The following is a 17,833-nucleotide window of genomic DNA, read 5'->3' as shown; positions in this document are numbered from 1 at the left end:
AGGCTTTCCGCCGTCTTTCCGCCGTCCCGGCGCTGGATCCCCGGCCCGCACTCTGTTAGGCTTATTGCATTGCAGCGTGACAGGAGATCGAACCATGTCGGATGTCGTCATCGTCGCCGCGGGCCGCACGGCCATCGGCTCATTCGGAGGCAGCCTGTCGACTATCCCAGCCGCGACCTTGGGCGCCAGGGTCATCGCCAACCTCTTGTCGCGAACCGGGATCCCAGCCGAGGCCGTGGACGATGTGATCCTGGGCCAGGTCCTGACCGCGGGGGTCGGCATGAACCCGGCCCGGCAGGCGGCGATCGGGGCCGGCTTGCCGCACACGGTGCCCTGCATGACCATCAACAAGGTATGCGGCAGCGGCCTCAAGGCCGTCGCCCTCGCCGCCCAGGCCGTCCGCGCCGGTGACGCCGAGATCGCCGTCGCCGGGGGACAGGAGAACATGAGCCTCGCGCCGCACGTGCTGCCGGGCTCGCGCAACGGGCAGAAGATGGGCGAGTGGAAGCTCGTGGACACCATGATCAATGAGGGCCTGTGGGACATCTTCAACAACATCCACATGGGGATCACGGCCGAGAACATCGTCAAGAAATATCGGATCAGCCGCGAGGAACAGGATGCCTTCGCGGCACTGTCCCAAGAGCGCGCCGAGGCCGCCCAGAAGGCCGGGCGCTTCAAAGACGAGATCATCCCCATCGAGATCCCGCAGAAGAAGGGCGACCCGATCGTCTTCGACACCGACGAGTTTCCGCGCCATGGGACGACGGCGGAGTCCCTCGCCAAGCTCAGGCCGGCCTTCGACAAGGAGGGCACCGTGACGGCCGGCAACGCCTCCGGGATCAACGACGGGGCGGCCGCCGTGATCGTCACGAGCGCCGCGCGCGCCAAGGCCCTCGGCCTCACGCCGCTGTGCCGCATCGCCGCCTACGCGAGCGCCGGGGTGGACCCGGCCATCATGGGCACAGGCCCCATCCCGGCCACGCGCCGTTGCCTGGAGAAGGCGGGTTGGAAGGTCCAGGATCTCGACCTGATCGAGGCCAACGAGGCCTTCGCGGCCCAGGCTATCTCGGTGAACCGCGATCTCGGCTGGGACCTCGACCGGGTCAACGTCAACGGCGGGGCCATCGCGCTCGGCCACCCGATCGGCGCCTCCGGGGCGCGCGTCCTCTGCTCCCTGCTCTACGAGCTGAAACGCCGCGATGCCCATCGCGGTCTCGCGACGCTCTGCATCGGCGGCGGCCAGGGTATGGCCTTGGCGGTGGAACGGTAGGGAGAAACGAGGCCAACGAATGAAAACGGAGCTCGCGGGGCGCGTGGCGCTCGTCACGGGTGGCACGAGCGGGATCGGGGCCGCGATTTGCCGGCAACTCGCCGACTCGGGGGCCAGGGTCGCGACAAACTACCGCAACGAGGACAAGGCCCGGCAGTGGCTATCCGAGGTGCGCGCGCAGGGCTACGACTTCAAGACCTACGGCGTGGACGTCCGGGACTTCGAGGGCTGCGGCCAGATGGTCGCGGCGATCGAGACGGACCTCGGTCCCATCGACATCGTGGTCAACAACGCGGGGATCTCCATGGACGTGACGTTTCGCAAGATGACCCGCGAGCAGTGGGACACCGTGCTCGGCATCAACCTCGACAGCCTCTTCAACGTGACCCGGCAGGTGATCGGCGGCATGATCGACCGCGGCTTCGGGCGCATCATCAACATCTCCTCGATCAACGGGCAGAAGGGCCAGATCGGGCAGGCCAACTACACGACCACCAAGGCCGGCATGCACGGCTTCACCATGTCGCTGGCGCAAGAAGTGGCGCGCAAGGGCATCACCGTCAATACCGTGTCGCCCGGCTATATCGCGACCGAGATGGTGATGGCGGTGCCGGAGAACATCCGCAAACAGATCATCGCGCAGATCCCGGTCGGGCGTCTGGGCGAGGCCCAGGAGGTCGCCTATCTGGTCGATTTCCTGGCCTCCGACAAGGCGTGCTTCATCACCGGGGCGAACCTCGCGACGAACGGGGGCCAGCACATGATGTGATGTCGGGACCAACCCCGGCACGAGCGATGGAAGACAAGCGCATCATCAAGAAGTACCCCAATCGGCGTCTTTACGACACGGTCGAAAGCAAGTACATCACCTTGGCCGACGTGCGCGGGTTGGTCCTGGAGAACGTCGCGTTCTGCGTCAAGGACCAAAAGAGCGGCGAGGACATCACGCGCAGCATCCTGTTGCAGATCATCAGCGAGCAGGAGGGCTGCGGTGAGCCGATCTTCAGCACCGATGCGCTGACCCGGATCATCCGTTTCTATGGCGACACCGTCCAGGGTGTCGCGGCGAGCTTTTTGGAGCAAAGCCTTTCGCTCTTCAGCGAGCAACAGAAGCGCTTTCACGCCCAGATCAATGAAGCGGTCAAGCGCAACCCCTTGACGGCCATGACCGAGATCACCCAACACAACCTCGAGATGATCAAGAAGATGCAGGACAGCTTCTTCAAGGCCGCGGGTCTCGCGCGCGGACAAGACGGAGAGGCAGAGGCAGAGGGCTCGGACAAGAATAATACAGGCTGACACGCCGATGGCGCGCGGTGATACCCGTGCCTCGAGGGCTGGCACATCGTTTGTTGCCTTTCGGCATCATCGCAATGAGGGCGTCCTATGTGGCTCGATCAGATGGGCAGGCAGGGGATGGATTACTGGGTCCGCGCCGCGGGCATGGGCCTCGGATCGGCTATCGCCGTGGCCGAGCTCGGCGAACGCTTTTGGGGCCGGCTCGTGGACGACCAGCGCGCGAGCATCGACCTGGCCTTCAGGAGCGCGGCCGAGCACTACCGTTCGCTCGCGGGGTTCCTCTCGCCCAATGCCCTCTCCTTATTCCGCTCCACGCCCTCACGCCTCGCGCTCGTGACCGGCGCCCGGGGTATTCTCGGCACTACCGTGTGCGAGCGGCTCGCGGAGTCCGGGTTTCGGGTGGCCGCGACCTATCCGCCTTCCGAAGCCACCCATGCCAGGCAGCGGCGCGATCACCATGGCCGCCATGGTGACATCACCGTCGTCGAGTGCGACATCGGCCGCTTCGAGGACTGCGCCCGGCTTGCGCGCTGGGCGGAGCGACGTTACGGGGCGGTGGACATCCTGGTCCATTGCACCGCTCCGGAAGCACGGTGCGCCGAGAGCGAACACTGGAGAGCGGTGCTCGATGCCGGCCTCGACGGGCTCTTCAACCTCGCCCGCAACCTGATCCCGGGGATGTCGAAGCGCCGTTACGGACGCATCATCACCATCGTCTCGAGCGGCAGCGCCGGGACGCCCACCCCCCAGGTCGCGGCAGCCAAGGCCGGCATACTGGGGTTCACGCGCGCGCTCGCACGTGAGGTTCAGGACCAGGGGATCACCGTGAACACGGTGTCTGCCGGGTGTTTAGAAACCGCCCCGGAAGACGCCAGTCACACGATCCTGCGCCTGCTCAACCTGAACTGCCTGGACCAGCCCGAAGAGATCGCCAGGGCCGCCGCCTTCCTGGCGGCCGACGAGCAATGTACCTATACCGGCCATGATGTCGCCAGCCGGCGGCGGGCGTCGTTCGCGGAGGCGGAGGTCATCGACCTCGGTCAAGCACAAAGGGTCCAGGAAAAAAGGCGGTCTTGCGACCGCCTTTTCGCGTCATAGGGGTTCGGATAAGAAAAAGGGGCTCAAGCGGCGCTCGCCACCCCGAGGTCCCAGACCGGCGGCGAGTGATACAGCCTGGAGAGCACGAGCTCGCGCTCGATCTCCATCTCCCGCGGCAGGTGATCGCCGAAGCGGGTGAACAACTCCTCCTGATCGTTCGCCTCTTGGCGGGCCCGCTCGCGATCGATGTTCATGATCTCGAGGTATCGCTCGCGAGGGAAGGACAGGCCGTCCCAGTTCAGCGCCTCATAGGGCGGCACCCAGCCGAGCGGGCTCTCCACCCCGCGCGCCCGACCCCGGCAGCGGTCCACGATCCATTTCAAGGCACGCATGTTCTCGCCATAGCCCGGCCAGATAAACTTGCCGCGCTCGTCCTTGCGGAACCAGTTGACCCGGAAGATCAGGGGCGGCGTGGCCACGCGCTCGCGACCGATCCGCAGCCAATGCTTCCAGTAATCGGCCATGTTGTAGCCACAGAAGGGCAGCATCGCCATCGGATCGCGCCGCATGCCCGCCTGGCCCACGGCGGCCGCGGTGGCCTCCGAGCCCATGGTGGCCGCGAGGTAGACCCCGTGCTCCCAGTCATGGGCCTGAAGTACCAATGGGAAGTTCTTGCTGATCCGGCCGCCGAACACGAAGGCGCTGATCGGCACACCGTTCGGGTCCTCCCAGGCCGGATCGATCGAGGGGCATTGCCCCGCGGGCGCTGTGAAACGCGCGTTGGGATGGGCCGCGGGCGTCCCGCTGGCCGGGGTCCAGTCGTTCCCCTTCCAGTCGATCAGGTGCGCGGGGGGCTCTTTGCTCATGCCCTCCCACCACACGTCCCCGTCGTCCGTCAAGGCGACGTTGCTGTAAATGCAGTTCTCCTTGAGCGTCAACATGGCATTCGGGTTCGAATCCATGTTGGTGCCCGGCGCCACCCCGAAGTAGCCGGACTCGGGATTGATCGCATAGAAGCGCCCGTCGGCGCCCGGCTTGATCCAGGCGATGTCGTCCCCGATGGTCGTTACCTTCCAGCCGTCGAAGGCCTTGGGGGGGATCAACATCGCGAAGTTGGTCTTGCCGCAGGCGCTCGGAAACGCCGCCGAGACATAGGTCTTCTCCCCGCTTGGTGACTCGACACCCAGGACCAGCATGTGCTCGGCGAGCCACCCCTGGTCGCGGGCCATGACCGAGGCGATGCGCAACGCGAAACATTTCTTGCCGAGCAGCGCGTTGCCGCCGTAACCGCTACCGAACGACCAGATCTCACGGGTGTCGGGGAAGTGCGTGATGTATTTGGTGTCGTTGCACGGCCAGATCACGTCCTCCCGGTGGGACTGCACCGGAGCGCCGACCGAGTGCACACAGGGAACGAACTCCCCATCGGGCCCGAGGGCATCGAGGGCCGCCTGCCCCATGCGCGTCATGATGCGCTGATTGACGGCGACATAGGCGGAATCGCTGATCTCGACGCCGATGTGAGAGATGTGCGAGCCGATCGGCCCCATGCTGAAGGGTACGACGTACAGGGTACGACCGCGCATGCAGCCGTCGAAGAGACCCCTGAGGATGCCGCGCATCTCTTTGGGGTCCATCCAGTTGTTGGTGGGCCCGGCGTCCTCCTTGCGCGCGCTGCAGATGAAGGTCCGATCCTCGACACGCGCGACGTCCGTCGGGTGGGACCGGGCCAGATAGCTCCGGGGCCTCTTCGTCGGGTTCAGGCGGGTGAACGTGCCCTTCTGCACCAACTCCTCGCACAGGTGCTCGTATTCCTCTTGCGAACCATCACACCAATAGACCCGATCCGGCTTGCACAAGGCGGCGATCTCGTCCACCCATTTCAGCAACCGCTGGTTCTTGGTCCGCTTCGCCCGGTCGTGAGTCATCGTCATGCACTACACCTCTTCAAACACATGTTAAATTCCAACCTTGCGCCGGCCGGGCCGGCCTAGGACAGCCCGTCTTCGCTTCCGAGCAACGCGGGACGGCCTGGAAGTATAGCATCGAAGCGCCTTTGCTCTAGAATGGGCGGAGAACGCACGCGGCGCCCGGCGGGGCCTGCCGGCCAAAAGACGGGGCAGTGGGCATCAGAAATACCACCGACTATCGAACAGGAGGGCACCATGCAAACCGAACTACTCGACCAGTGGGCGACGGTGAGCCGCCAGGCGCTGGAATCCATGAAGGAGCTCGGCCAGATCAACGAGCGCATCCTGGCGCGCATGACGGAACAGCAGCAGCAGATCCTGAGCGCCTGCCTGGAGGCCACGTCTCGGGAGCTGCAGATGATGGGCGGGGCCAAAGACCCGAAGGACCTGCTCGCCAAGCAGGCCGAGCTGGTAAACCAGTACAGCAACAAGTTCGTCGACATCGTGCGATCGACCAACGATTTGCTGGCCGACTGTCGCAGCGAGCTGAGCGCCTGGGTGGAAAAGGGAGTCGCGGCGGCGAGCGCGCCCCCCAAGGTCGCAAAGACGAAGTGACCTGCCTCAAGGTGCTTGACAGTGGCCGATGGGTGGACTATGCTGCATTGCAGCATCATACGGAACTCATGCCAAACCACGTGTACATCCACTCACCCCATTAGGAGGGAAGACCATGCAAACCGACTATCTCGAATCCTGGACCAGCCTAAGCAACAGCGCGTACGCGTCCTTCAAGGAGCTGGGCGAAATCGGCACCAAGGCCACCGAGAAGCTCGCCGAGCACCAACTCGGCTTCCTCAGCACCTTCATGGACACCGGCGTCAAGCATCTGACCCTGTATTCCGAGGCGAACGGTTACAAGGACCTGTTGTCGGGCTTCACCAAGCTCAGCACCGAATACAACGACAAGCTCCTCGATACCCTGCGCAAGACCACCGAGGTCTTGACGGAGTCCAAGGACGAATTCACCGCGTGGGCCGACAAGGCAATCGACGCGGGCTTGGCCCCCATCAAGAAGGCAACCGTCCTCCCCGCCAAGAAGGTGGCCGCGGCTTCCTGAGTTTACCCCAGCGACATACCACCCTTGGCCTGTCCCAGGCCAAGGGTGGTGGCTTTTCAGCGTCCGATCGTGAACACGTCGACCAGGTGAAACGTGCGTTCACTTGGCCCCTCAAGCCAGGTCCGTCGAACGATTTCGCGACGATTGGCCGCGCGTCAATACCGTTTGGCCAACCACTCGCTGACCGCGGGCGGGATGAGCTGCTGGGCCTTGCCGCTCACGTAGATGCCGATGTGTCCGCCGGGGAACTCGAGCTCGGTGTAGTCCTTGGTACCGACATATTTTTTGAGGGCGCGCGACGCGGCCGGTGGGACCAGGTGGTCGTCCGTCGCGTAGATGTTGAGCACCGGCATGGTGATGTTCTCGAGGTCGACGCTCTTCTCGCCGATCATGACCTCGCCCTTGATGAGCCGGTTGCCCTGGTAGAACTGTTTGATGAACCCGCGGAACGCCTCCCCGGCCTGATCGGGGCTGTCGAAGATCCATTTCTCCATCCGCATGAAGTTCTTGCACATCACCGGGTCATCCAGGGTGTTGATCATGTCGAGGTACTTCTGCCCGGAGAGGCGGAACGGCTTGAGCGAAAGAAAGGTCCAGTTCAGCATCTCGCCCGGGATGTTGCCCATGGTTTCGACCAGGAGATCCACGTCCACGTGGCGCACCCAGTGGCTTAATAGATCCCCTTCCGTGTGGAAATCGACCGGGGTCACGGTGGTGATCAGGTTGCGCACCTTATGCGGGTGGATGGCGCTGTAGCACAGGCTGAAGGTACCGCCCTGGCAGATCCCGAGGAGGCTGATCTTGTCCACACCGTGGCGCCTGCGCAAGATGTCCACACACCGATCGATGTAACCGTTGATGTAGTCGTTGAGCGTCAAAAAGCGATCGGCACTGTCCGGATAACCCCAGTCGATCAGATACACATCGAGCCCCCCGGCGAGGAGACCGCGGACCATCGAGCGGCTCTTTTGCAGATCGGCCACGTAGGGGCGGTTGACCAGGGCGTAGACGATTAGGACCGGTACCGGTCTGTGGTTCTCGACGAGGGGGCGAAAATGGTACAGGACGACCTTGTCCTCGGTATAGATGGCGTCCTTGTCGGTCGCCCCGACATCGATGTCACCGATCTCGCTCAGAGTCTTGAGGCCATGGCTCAGCTTGACCCCGAACTCCTGCATCTCCTCCAATGCCCGGTCCGGGCGGATCTGAAACGGAAACATGGCTCGGCTCCCCTCAGGTGGTCTTCGATCGCGATCGCGCCGCCGGCGTCCGGGCAGGCGTGCGGCCTTTGGCGGCGGGCGCGACAGCGTCACGCTTCCCGAGCCCCGTGGTTTCCTGGCCGTTCGCCGAGAGCGCTCCCACCGCCGCCGACAGGCGCTTGTTGTCCGCGCTCAAGAGCGCGATCTCCCGCTCCAGGTCCGCCACCCGCAGCGCATCGCCGCGTAGCGCCTGTACCTCCGCGCTGAGCGCCTTCACATCGACCCCGCCCAGGGCCTCCCCCAATCCCTCTTCGAAACGCCGGATGCGGGCGTTCAGGCCGTCGCCGAGCGCCTCGCGGAGCTCGGAGCGCAGCGCCGCGATCTGGCGGCCTACCTCCTGCTGCCGGCATTGCAGGGTCGTCATGCCTCGGCGGGTCGGGAGATTGGCGGCACCGACGGCCTCATCCACGAGGTTCTGGCTGTGGTGCTTCAACGCCATCAAGGCGTTGACGACACGCCCGTAGATCGCGGCGTATTCCTCGGTCAGGACGAACTCGCTGTAGGCCGCCTCGCCGGCATCCACCCAGAGATCGTAGACCTCGCGTAGGCTGGTGATCTCGCGGCCCGTCTCGGCGTGCTCCATGATCCGCTTCGAAAATCGCTCGATGGTATCCACACCGAGCCGGGCATGGGCATTCAGATATTCTTGCGACGCCCTCTGGTAGTCGAGCACAAGCTTGGCGCCGCGCTGGTTCTGGTCCTGCCATTCGCGCGTGTATCCGACGCTCGGCACGGACAGAAATCGTCCGATCCGGTCGTGAACCTCGTCCGTCACCTGGCGCAGGCCTTCGGGTTTCAGGGCTTGCAGGAAATCACCGGGCAGTACCGAGAAAGCCGAGACGGTCCGTGTCCAGGTTTCAAACGGCAACTCGAAGAACGGCATGAGGCCCCGCATCGCCTGGGTCATGTCCGCGGGGCTGCCCGCCGTCAGCATCGCCTTCCAGTCATTGACCTTGCCCTGGAACACCTCCTGCCATTCGGTGCCCTTCGCACTGCCCGCGAGCCTGGTGAAGTCCTCGGCCAGGCGCAGGAACACCTTGCCCTGGCGCAGCAACCCTTGCAGAAAGGCCTGGCCCGGCTCCGAGGTCGGCTGCGACACCGACTTCTGCCACACCTCCAGCGCCGCAGTCCAGGGTACCGAGAAACCGCTCGAGGCCGGCTCTGCGGCCTGTCGATACAGGCGCGACCACGTATCCCAGAACGCGCGCTGCGACGCCATCCACTCCTCGCCCCAGGGGACGCCTTTCTCGCTCATCGTTTATGCCTCTGCGTCTCGAAGATCACCGTGGCGGGTCCGCTCGTCGGTGCACACGTGCCTGTATATCCCGCAAGTCCGCGCATGCCGTCCAGTCCGGGCAGTCTAGCACCGTGGCTATTGCGCTGCAACATTCATCGGCCAGGTAACCTGACCCTCCTAGCCCAGCCGGTTGCGAACCAGGTCTTCGACGACCGAGGGGTCCGCTAGCGTACTGACATCCCCCAGGGCATCGATCTCGTTGGCCGCCACCTTGCGCAAGATGCGGCGCATGATCTTCCCGGAACGCGTCTTCGGTAACCCCGGGGCCCACTGGATGACGTCGGGCGCGGCGATCGGCCCGATCTCCCGGCGCACGTGGCCGACCAGCGTGGCGCGCAGGGCCTCGGAGGGCTCGACACCCGACATGAGCGTCACATACGCATAGATCCCCTGGCCCTTGATGGGATGTGGAAAGCCCACGACCGCCGCCTCGGCGACCGTCTCGTGCAGGACCAGCGCGCTCTCGACCTCGGCGGTCCCGAGGCGATGGCCCGAGACATTGAGTACGTCGTCCACCCGCCCAGTGATCCAGTAGTACCCGTCCGCGTCCCGCCTCGCTCCATCCCCTGTGAAGTAGAACCCTGGAAAGCGGGCGAAATACGTCTCGCGGAAGCGTTGATGGTCCCCGTACACGGTCCGCATCTGCCCGGGCCAGGAGCGGGTGATCACGAGCATGCCGTCGGCCGCTCCTTCCAGCACTTGCCCCCGCTCATCGACGATGGCCGGCACGACCCCGAAGAACGGCAGGGACACGGAACCGGGTTTGAGCGCGGTGGCACCCGGCAGTGGCGAGATGAGGATGCCGCCGGTCTCGGTCTGCCACCAGGTATCCACGATCGGACAACGCCCCTCCCCCACGATCCGGTAATACCACTCCCAGGCCTCGGGGTTGATGGGCTCGCCGACGGTTCCGAGGACCCGCAGGCTCGTGCGGCGGCCTTTCTGCACCCAGGCGTCCCCTTGGGCCATGAGGGCGCGGATGGCGGTCGGGGCGGTATAGAGAATATTGACCCGGTAACGGTCCACCACCTCCCAGAAGCGCCCCGGGTTCGGGTGGGTCGGGATCCCTTCGAACATGAGGGTCGTGGCACCGTTGCAGAGCGGGCCATAGACGCAGTACGTATGCCCCGTCACCCAGCCGACGTCCGCCGTGCACCAGTAGATGTCGCCGTCGTGATAGTCGAACACATAGCGATGGGTGATGGCGGCGTAGACGAGATAGCCGCCGCTGGTATGCAGGACGCCCTTGGGTTTCCCGGTCGAGCCCGAAGTGTAGAGGATGAACAAGGGGTCCTCGGCATCCATCTCGACGGGAGGGCATTCTAGGTCGGCGGCGGCGACCGTCTCATGGTACCAGAGGTCACGGCCGGTCTGCCAGTCGATGGGTCGGCCCGTGCGTCTCACCACGAACACGGTGTGGACCCGGGGACAGGCCAGGAGCGCGGCATCCACGTTGGCCTTGAGCGGTACGTGACGCCCACCGCGGAGCCCCTCGTCGGCGGTGACCACAACCCGGCAGTCGGAGTCGAGGATACGGTCCTTGAGCGATTCCGGAGAAAAGCCCCCAAACACGACCGAGTGGGCGGCCCCGATCCGGGCACAGGCCAGCATCGCGACAGCCGCTTCGGGGACCATGGGCAGGTAGATCGCGACCCGGTCGCCCTTGCCCACACCCCGCGCCTTCAAGGTATTGGCGAAACGGCAGACGGCATCGAACAGCTCGCGGTAGCTTATGGACCGCGTTTCGTCCGGCTCGTCGGCTTCCCAGAGGATCGCCGTCCGATCCCCGCGGCTCGCCAGATGGCGGTCCAGGCAGTTGTAGGCGACGTTGAGCTTCGCCCCCTCGAACCAGCGGATCCGGGGCACCTGATAATCCCAGTCGAGGACCCGCGTCCAAGGCTGCGACCAGGTCACGAACTGCTGGGCCTGATCCGCCCAGAAGCCGCTCGGGTCCTCGATCGAACGCCGGTAGAGGGCCTGGTACGCGGCCCGGTCGATATGGGCGCGTGCTGCCATCTCGGCACTCACTTCATAACGCACTGGTTGCGACATCTCGGCCGTCGTCTCCTTGATAACGCATGCGGGGGATTATTATAGGGACGCGCGCAACCCCCCACTAGCGCACCCCACTAGTAGCAATGACCACTCGCCCATGACAGACACAGAGCCCCTCCTCGCCACCGCCCGCACCGCCGTCGCGGAAGCGATGGGCGTGGCACGCGTGATCCAGGGACGGATCAAAGAGTCCCCGGGACTCGTAAAGAGCGATCGCAGCCCGGTGACCATCGCGGATTTCGCCGTCCAGGCCTTGATCTGCCTGCGACTGCGGGCGATGCTAGGTAGGTTTCTCCTCGTGGGCGAGGAGAGCGCCGAACTGTTGCGATCCGAGGCCGGGGCCGCGGTTCGCGAGGCAGTGACCACGACGGTGCGCATCGTGTGGCCCGGGATCACGCCGGGCGAGGTCCTCGCCGCCATTGATTCCGGTGCGCACGACGCCACGGCCCCGGCCTACTGGACGCTCGACCCGATTGACGGGACCAAGGGCTTCCTGCGTGGTGGCCAGTACGCGATCTCGCTCGCGTTCATCGAGGACGCTCAGGTCACGGTGGGGGTCATGGGCTGCCCCAACCTCTCGCGCGACTTCGGTCGGTCCTTCGCCGATCCGGACCCGGTCGGTCTCCTGTACTACGCGAGCCGCGTAGGCGGCGCCTGGGTCTCTACGCCGGACGGCGTGGCGTCGGGCGGGACGGCAGTCAGGTGTGGGACGAGCGAGGGGCCGATCCGCGTCTGCGAGTCGGTCGAGTCCGGGCATTCGAAGCAGGACGCCACCGCGCGCGTCATCGCCGTCCTGGGCGGGGCCGGCACCCCCGCCCGCCTCGACAGCCAGTGCAAATACGCCGTGGTCGCGCGCGGCCAGGCCGACGCCTATCTCAGGCTCCCTACGCGCGCAGACTACGTGGAGAACATCTGGGATCACGCGGCGGGGATGCTGGTCGCCGCCGAGGCCGGTGCCGAAATCACCGACATCGACGGCCGGCCGCTCGACTTTTCCTGTGGCAAGGGCCTGTCCCGAAACCGAGGGATCCTCTGTGCCTCACCGCGCTTCCATGCGCGCGTCTTCGATGCGATCCGGGTGATCAACCCGTAGGCTGGTCCGAAGACGCCACCGAACGGCGCTCGGGATCGGGACGACCGCGGCGCGAACGCCCGCCAACCCCTCGCAATATCGCCGCTCGACAGAGACCCTACTACCAGCAGGTCGGGGGCGTCTTTGTACCGGTTGAATTCAGGGTCAGTACCGTGCAACCGGTATTCGCATACCAGTCGGTCTTCATGATTGCGTTTCTCCGACGCATATATATTTCCTGAGACAGGCCGCCTGACAGTGCGCGACGGCATGACGTCGGTCGCTCAATTGAACGAGAGTTGTTTCTGGTATCTGGAGCCAGCCGCACGTCTCGCATCTCCTTCACATCACTTCCAGCAATCGGCGCTGGTCACACCGGAGGCTCCGCCTGATATACCCCGAGCCCCTGTATGGGTCAGCGTAAACGTGCCGCATTTATCCCCATTCTGAGCGCTGGTGCTTATCGGTGCGGCATTAAGCGTAAAGCTCGCAACAGCCGCTGCGCTGATCGTCAGGTTGTAATACTTTGCAGTCCCGTCCAAAGGCGACTGGGTCGCATAAATTCGCGAGGCGCCGATATCGGCGGGCGTTGCGGTGGTGCCCGCGGCCCCGGTATACCGATTGTTTTCCGTAAAATACCGCTCCATCGCGTTGGACAATCCGAACAGCGCTCCCTGTGCATCCGCACGTCGCGTTCTTCGAATCTGTTCCACGTAGCTCGGGTAGGCGATGGCCGCCAAAATGCCAACGATAGCGACCGTGACCATCAGCTCGATAAGGGTAAATCCTGTTTCTTTCTTGGGTTTCATTGTCTTTGTCCTATCGTGTGAGTTTCGCTTAGTACTTTCCCAGGAATCAATGTCACAACCCGCAGGTAAGCCCGTTGGGGGCCCGGCACGATGCAACTTGGGAGGGGCGCGTCGTCACTCGTCCTGTAACCGGGTTATGCGGCATCCACGCATAACCCGGCCCAGGTGATTTACCGCAATTGCCGCCAGGCTTTGCGGCCTGTCGAAATACCCGCCGCTTCGAGCGTGACCTCCAGGTTCCCGGTGGAACCGCTGGTGTATTTGTATTCCTGCGTGCCGGCGGAAATGATACCCGGCGACTTGATGATGCCCACCTTCGACTGCTTGCCGGAAGGCGCCACACTGCTACCGCCGGAGGTCACCAGATCGTTCGAATCGAGCTTGCCATCCCCGTTAATATCCCACGGCGCCGAACCAAGCCGTTGACCTGACGTTGAACCCAATTCCATCAGCCAGCCCGTGCCGCCAAAAGTACACGCGTCCGTCGATGGAATCACGGTGGTGAAGATGATGCGGCCATCACGCAGGATTGGCGCGCTGACGACGCGCTCACCCAGATCGGAGTTGGCGGGAAGATTGCTGCTGGCGGGCTGGATGAAATCCATGTACCAGCCGAGCCGGTTGGCGGTGGTGGTGCAGGGAGCGGACACAGCCCCCGAGCGCGGGGTGGAGCCGTAGTTTACCGTGCAATTGGATGTCACCCGCAGGTTGAAGCCGCCTTGGGCCAGCTCCTGGGTGATCGCCTGCTGTTGCAAGCTGCCGCGCCCGGATACCCGGCCGTCGCAACCTGCGGCGCTGGTTTTATCGCATTTATCCCAGATCCCATAAAAAGTCTGGGTTTGGGTCGTACTGGTATCCGCGCTCTCGAAATACTTCCCCGTGCCAAAGTACACCATCAGCCCGCCGGTCTGACCGGTGCCCGCCTTGCCTACTTGCGGTTTCGCGGTAATGGGCTGGAGACTCGCACTGGCGCAAGGCGTCGAGCTTGATGTACAGGCGACATAGAGCGGCTTGGGCGTACCGCCGCTCCTGTAAGCGACATCCCATTGGTTTGGGTCGCCCTTGGTTACATCGAATTTCCACAGATTCCCTTTCAGATCGCCGGCATAGATGTAATCCGTGATGCGATCGTTGTCCACATCCAAGGCGATGGGCGTAGACAGGCCGTTTTCGCTGCCCGCAGTCGATGAACCGACTTTGGTGTCGATGGAACGGATCAGGTTACCGGTTGCCGCGTTGATGATGTAAAGCACCGCCTTGTTATTGTCGCTCCCATAGCCGTTGGCCACGATGGCGGCCCAACTGCCGTCATACATGCGCACCAGACTGGGTTGGGGGAGGGTATAGCCCAGATTCTTCTCAAAACCCGCGACGCTCGTGTCGTCGGTGATTCTGTCCGAAGCGGTCGGGCTGGTGGTGGTGCTAATTTCCCACAACACATTGCTGGAACCGAAGCTGTCCGGGGCGGTTACATCCAGGGCGAAGACCGCCTTGCCGCCCGCGCCGGTGGTGCCGAGCAATACGGTTTTCCACGCCGCATTGATATACGCATCCCCCGCCTTGGGCGAGCCGTCTACAAAATACTGGTGTGTATAACCGGGACTGGTCAGGTTTTTGAGATGCGGAATCACCGCGTCGGGAACGTAGGCCAGCTTTTCCGCGCCGGTGCCGGTATTGAAGGTGCCCGAGCTGTACGAACCGGCGTCAATGCCGTGCAACATGCCATCGTTAGCACCGAAATAAAGCATCCGCCGCCGTTGCTGATACGTCGAGCCGTTGCGGAAGGTGACATAGCTGCTTCCTTCGGTGCTGGGCAAGGAGCCGTAACCGAAATCTTCCGAGCCGACAAACCAGGGATCCGAGTTGACGATATCGCCCAGAATAACCGTGCGTTTCCGGAATGGGCCGGTCGTCTGTTCCTGGGCCTGATCGCCACGGATATAGTCCAGGGTTTTTTGTCCCACGTTCCCCCCAGCAGGTGGTACAGGGGTTACGCCACCGCCGATGGTCGTGTTGGCATTCAGCACCCCTTGTTGCGTAGCAGTCAGATTGGCCCAGAGGAAATCCACTCCCCGGGAAGCTGCGCTTGCGGACGGATTATAGGTTATGACGTTGCGGCTGGCGGCGGCGGGTATCTTGCCGCTGGCGCCCGCGTCCCACAATTCGGCGCCAATTGTGCCATTGCCGGTATCCAGAACACTGTTGCCGTTGACGTCCTCCCCCGCATCCAGCAGCCCGTTGCCGTTGAGATCCTCGGTGTTGTTGATATCCAAAGCCAGCAAATGGCCCGACCAGTCGCGACTGTCGAACTTGGCCTGATACACCACGGCGCTGGTGTCCAGCCGGGTGGAATTGGTCGCCACGGCGGAGGCAGAGTTATTTTCCGATGCGATGGCGCTCAAAATGTCCTTAAAGGCCTGGGTCAAGGCATCGGGGCTTTCCACGCTGAAGAACCGGCCCCGGCTATTGATGGCTGCGTGCCACAAATCATGCGCGCTTTGACCATAAGTCGCGCCAGCAGTCCCCATGGCGACGTTCGCATCGGGCCATTGGGTGGTGTCGGCAACGATGTTAGGGTAGCTGCCCGCGTACATATCCCCGGTCCAAAGCAGTCCCGCATCCGCCAGGAAATCCGTCAACCCAAGCCCAATGGTGTAATTGACCATATGCTGCCAGGTGGCCGGATTGTTCTTCGGATTGAAATACTGGGCATTGGTCCAGGTGGAGGGGAGCGCCTTGTTCGTGGGGGCGGCGCCGCCGCTGAGGTCAACGAAATTAGGGACGACGTTGTTGGTCAACGTGCGAAGATCCGTGGACCAGTATTTGAAGGCGACATCCGCGAGGGTATTGGAATAGCTGTCCTTGTAGGGGGCGGCAGCGGTACATGACTTCGTATCCGGCAGTGTGGTTGATGTATTGTCTACGTTGCCAATGCTGGTAAAGGCGCTGTCATTCCAGATGCCGTCCGTCATCAGAATGTGGGCGTTCTTGCGGCAGGAATATTCGCCGGAACTGCTCGTAGTGAAGTTATTGTCGTAAGGACTGTTCTCACCGCTGGTCTTGTAATACTCGCCGACCCGGGCCATCGCCGAGCGCAAGGGTGTACCGCCATCGGTGGGCAACTGGAAAAGCCAATCAAAGAAATTGTTCTTATGGGTGCCGGTAAAGGTGTTTATGGCGTTGCTCTTGCCGCTGAAGTTGTCTTTCCAGCCGTCGCAGTCCGTATCCACCAAACTGGTGGCGGAACCACGGCACGTGTTGAGCGCTTGCCAGGCCACGCGATAGCTCGGGTCCAGATCGGCAAAGGCGATGGAAGCGCCCGAGACCGTCGCCAGGTTGCGGGTGCGGTAGAAGGCATACCAGTTGGCGAAGTTCTGCCGTTCATCCTGATCCGAGCTGTTGGTCACCCCGTCGCCGTTGATATCGACGGTGCCCGGCCCCGATGTGCTGCTCACGGTAACGAAATCATAACAACTGTTGTTCTGTTTCTTTTCGGCGTCAGTGCCGGTACAGTTGCCGCCGTTGTTTGGATCATACACGTAGTAGTAAGCCGCCACGTTGACCGTAGCGGTCGCAGGCTCGGCTAAGGTTTTAGCCACGTCCTTGAGAGCGACAACGACCTGCTCGCCGTAATTGTCGAGGTCATCTTTGAAACACAATCGAAGGGTCGTCCCAATGATCCGGGTACGGTATTGTCCAGCTGATGGATCGTTGCCTGTGCCGCAAGAATCCGCGCTTAACGTGCCGTTGTCAGTGTATGTGGCGCCAGCGACTTTCACGCTGATAAGGTTGGTATTCGGGTCATGACCGCTCGCACTGCCGTCCAGGTTAAAAAAGTTGGGGATGTCGAAATAGGGGGCATTACTCCCGCTATTCGTGCCCAGCATGGTGCCGTCCACATAACGTGTGCTCTGGTAATGATCCATGTACTCTTCCGTGGCCGCGTGGGTTCCGGGGTCCAGGTTAAGGTTGGCGGTGGGGCGATAACCTGTGCTGAGATTTACCGTTCCAAAGACCGTATCGAAACCATCCCGGTACACCGTCGTGAACAGGTTGCTGATGCTCGACATGTTCGACGACGAAGGCCGGGACGTGCCGTCGGCATTTTTCGGCGGGGCGTAGGGCACATTGGGGTTGTAGTAGAGAGCGTTGTTGTGCGCCGCTTTTCCATAGCGGTTATCCAGGTAGTCGCAGTTGCTGGAATCGCCGCACACTTCCGGGACGAATGCCCGGCGCATACTTCCCGAGTCGTCCAGCGTCACGGTGATATTGGGTGGAGCGCCCACCGTCAGGAACAGCGGCGATTGCGCGGGACTGACGGCCGCCTGCGCGGGATACGCCAGCGCCGCCAGCGTTGCCCCCAAGGCAAAGGCGCGCGGGAAGGAAAACAGTGATCCAGTAGGTTGACTGGTGTTCATGGCGCACCTCCCTGTACGCCCCCCTTCCGGGCCGCCTTCGGCGGTGCAAACCGGCTTTCCTGCCGGTTTGTCATGGGCGTACCTCCATGTACGTTACCCTTCGGGCGCCCTAACGTGCGTGAAAATTCCCTTTCCTGATAATTTTTCATGGCGGATTCCTTGGGTGCGGCTCTTTTAGAACGACGCGCGGACGGGTCAGGCGGCCTTTCGAAAGTCGTGGCTCGCCATCCGGGAAAGGTGGTTGCGCGTCTGCTCTTGGGCCTTGTGAAACGCCCAGTAGGTCTCG

The 17,833-nt window shown here is 63.1% G+C and carries 13 protein-coding genes; 7 read left to right on the top strand and 6 right to left on the bottom strand.

Going from position 1 to position 17,833, the window contains the following annotated elements; translation table 11 throughout:
• Positions 1-94: 94 nt before the first annotated feature.
• From M3461_16980 to M3461_16965, 4 genes are all read left to right on the top strand, one after another.
• Positions 95-1,273, top strand: a complete 1,179-nt coding sequence (locus M3461_16980) for an acetyl-CoA C-acetyltransferase (protein ID MDQ3775919.1) — start codon at positions 95-97, stop codon at positions 1,271-1,273.
• A 19-nt stretch (positions 1,274-1,292) separates the two neighbouring features.
• Entirely contained in the window at positions 1,293-2,042 is a 750-nt protein-coding gene (gene phbB, locus M3461_16975; protein MDQ3775918.1) for an acetoacetyl-CoA reductase, read from the top strand.
• 26 nt (positions 2,043-2,068) lie between these two features.
• Entirely contained in the window at positions 2,069-2,572 is a 504-nt protein-coding gene (phaR, locus tag M3461_16970) for a polyhydroxyalkanoate synthesis repressor PhaR (GenBank protein MDQ3775917.1), read from the top strand.
• An 87-nt stretch (positions 2,573-2,659) separates the two neighbouring features.
• Complete coding sequence (locus M3461_16965; GenBank protein MDQ3775916.1) at positions 2,660-3,670, top strand: SDR family oxidoreductase; 1,011 nt, start codon at positions 2,660-2,662, stop codon at positions 3,668-3,670.
• Between the two features lie 23 nt (positions 3,671-3,693).
• On the opposite strand, the gene M3461_16960 is transcribed toward M3461_16965, so the two are convergent.
• Positions 3,694-5,544, bottom strand: a complete 1,851-nt coding sequence (locus M3461_16960) for a phosphoenolpyruvate carboxykinase (GTP) (protein ID MDQ3775915.1) — start codon at positions 5,542-5,544, stop codon at positions 3,694-3,696.
• A gap of 231 nt (positions 5,545-5,775) precedes the next feature.
• On the opposite strand from M3461_16960, the gene M3461_16955 reads away from it, so the two are divergent.
• Entirely contained in the window at positions 5,776-6,135 is a 360-nt protein-coding gene (locus M3461_16955) for a phasin family protein (protein ID MDQ3775914.1), read from the top strand.
• A gap of 115 nt (positions 6,136-6,250) precedes the next feature.
• Positions 6,251-6,637: a phasin family protein gene (locus M3461_16950; protein ID MDQ3775913.1), complete on the top strand. Its 387-nt coding sequence runs from the start codon at positions 6,251-6,253 to the stop codon at positions 6,635-6,637.
• 155 nt (positions 6,638-6,792) lie between these two features.
• Here M3461_16950 and M3461_16945 read toward each other — a convergent pair whose 3' ends face one another.
• The 3 genes from M3461_16945 to acs form a co-directional block, all read right to left on the bottom strand.
• Positions 6,793-7,857, bottom strand: a complete 1,065-nt coding sequence (locus M3461_16945) for a class III poly(R)-hydroxyalkanoic acid synthase subunit PhaC (protein ID MDQ3775912.1) — start codon at positions 7,855-7,857, stop codon at positions 6,793-6,795.
• 13 nt (positions 7,858-7,870) lie between these two features.
• Entirely contained in the window at positions 7,871-9,151 is a 1,281-nt protein-coding gene (gene phaE / locus M3461_16940) for a class III poly(R)-hydroxyalkanoic acid synthase subunit PhaE (protein MDQ3775911.1), read from the bottom strand.
• 159 nt (positions 9,152-9,310) lie between these two features.
• On the bottom strand, positions 9,311-11,245 hold the full coding sequence (gene acs, locus M3461_16935; protein MDQ3775910.1) for an acetate--CoA ligase: 1,935 nt from the start codon (positions 11,243-11,245) through the stop codon (positions 9,311-9,313).
• A gap of 100 nt (positions 11,246-11,345) precedes the next feature.
• On the opposite strand from acs, the gene M3461_16930 reads away from it, so the two are divergent.
• Positions 11,346-12,341: a 3'(2'),5'-bisphosphate nucleotidase gene (locus M3461_16930; protein ID MDQ3775909.1), complete on the top strand. Its 996-nt coding sequence runs from the start codon at positions 11,346-11,348 to the stop codon at positions 12,339-12,341.
• Positions 12,342-12,667: 326 nt separating this feature from the next.
• Here the strand turns inward: M3461_16930 and M3461_16925 are convergent, their stop codons facing one another.
• Positions 12,668-13,129, bottom strand: a complete 462-nt coding sequence (locus tag M3461_16925; protein MDQ3775908.1) for a type IV pilin protein — start codon at positions 13,127-13,129, stop codon at positions 12,668-12,670.
• 170 nt (positions 13,130-13,299) lie between these two features.
• Entirely contained in the window at positions 13,300-17,547 is a 4,248-nt protein-coding gene (locus M3461_16920; protein MDQ3775907.1) for a PilC/PilY family type IV pilus protein, read from the bottom strand.
• Positions 17,548-17,833: the final 286 nt, after the last annotated feature.

The organism is Pseudomonadota bacterium (assembly GCA_030860485.1).
Lineage (GTDB): Bacteria > Pseudomonadota > Gammaproteobacteria > JACCXJ01 > JACCXJ01 > JACCXJ01.
Note: the sequence above shows the minus strand (reverse complement) of the source record. Positions and strands in the feature narration are given on the sequence as shown.